Source organism: Streptomyces sp. NPDC005820 (assembly GCF_040630255.1).
GTDB lineage: Bacteria > Actinomycetota > Actinomycetes > Streptomycetales > Streptomycetaceae > Streptomyces.
This window is the reverse complement of sequence record NZ_JBEXXE010000134.1, coordinates 1-1,411: the sequence shown is the minus strand read 5'-3', so window position 1 is coordinate 1,411 and position 1,411 is coordinate 1. Positions and strand designations below refer to the sequence as shown.

Sequence of the window (1,411 nt, the reverse complement as noted above, 5' to 3'; positions counted from 1 at the left end):
TACCTCCAGCACGGCGGCCGCCCCGCCTTCGCCGTCCGCGCCGTCCTCGCCGCCACCCTCTCCCCCACCTGGGGCATCTACAGCGGCTACGAACTCTGCGAGAACACCCCCCTGCGCCCCGGCAGCGAGGAATACCTCGACTCCGAGAAGTACCAGCTCAGGACACGCGACTGGGACACCCCGGACACCCTCGCCCCCCTCATCACCCGCCTCAACGCCATCCGGCGGGAGAACCCCGCCCTGCACACCCTGCGCACGCTGCGCTTCCACCACACCGACAAGGAAGCGGTGATCGCCTACTCGAAGAAGAGCGGTTCGAACACGGTTCTGGTGGTCGTCAACCTCGACCCCCACCACACCCAGGAGACGACGGTCTCGTTGGACATGCCGCAACTCGGCCTGGACTGGCACGAGTCGGTGCCGGTGCGCGACGAGCTCACCGGCGAGACCTACCACTGGGGCAGGGCCAACTACGTGCGCCTCGAACCGGGCACCCGGCCCGCGCACGTCCTCACCGTCCTGCGACCGTCCAACCCGCAGATCGGAGGGTCACCCACACGATGATCGTCAACGAGCCCGTTCCGGACACGTTCGAGGACACCCCCGCCAAGGACCGCGACCCCGACTGGTTCAAGCGAGCCGTCTTCTACGAGGTCCTGGTCCGCTCCTTCCAGGACAGCAACGGCGACGGCGTCGGCGACCTCAAGGGCATCACCGCCAAACTCGACTACCTGCAATGGCTGGGCGTCGACTGCCTCTGGCTCCCGCCCTTCTTCAAGTCCCCGCTCCGCGACGGCGGATACGACGTCTCCGACTACACCTCCGTGCTCCCCGAATTCGGTGACCTCGCCGACTTCGTGGAATTCGTGGACGCCGCCCACCAGCGGGGCATGCGGGTGATCATCGACTTCGTCATGAACCACACGAGCGATCAGCACCCTTGGTTCCAGGAGTCGAGGAAGGACCCCGACGGGCCCTACGGCGACTACTACATGTGGGCCGACGACGACAAGCAGTACGCCGACGCCCGCATCATCTTCGTCGACACCGAGGTCTCCAACTGGACCTTCGACCCCGTCCGCAAGCAGTACTTCTTCCACCGCTTCTTCTCCCACCAGCCGGACCTCAACTACGAGAACCCGGCCGTGCAGGAGGAGATGATCTCCGCGCTGCGGTTCTGGCTGGACCTCGGCATCGACGGGTTCCGGCTGGACGCGGTGCCGTACCTGTACGCACGGGAGGGCACCAACTGCGAAAACCTTCCGGCAACCCATGAGTTCCTCAAACGGGTCCGCAAGGAGATCGACGCCCACTACCCGGACACGGTGATCCTGGCCGAGGCCAACCAGTGGCCGGAGGACGTGGTCGACTACTTCGGCGACTACGCCTCGGGCGGCGACGAATGCCACAT

General features: G+C 66.1%; 2 protein-coding genes. Both read left to right on the top strand.

All coding sequences use genetic code 11. The features are described from left to right. Positions 1-564: alpha-glucosidase C-terminal domain-containing protein (locus tag ABZ464_RS52070; RefSeq protein ID WP_359290069.1), on the top strand; the 564-nt coding region annotated here is incomplete at its 5' end. After that, a partial coding sequence (locus ABZ464_RS52065) for an alpha-amylase family glycosyl hydrolase (RefSeq protein ID WP_359290067.1) occupies positions 561-1,411 on the top strand: 851 nt, incomplete at its 3' end. The genes ABZ464_RS52070 and ABZ464_RS52065, both read left to right, overlap by 4 nt.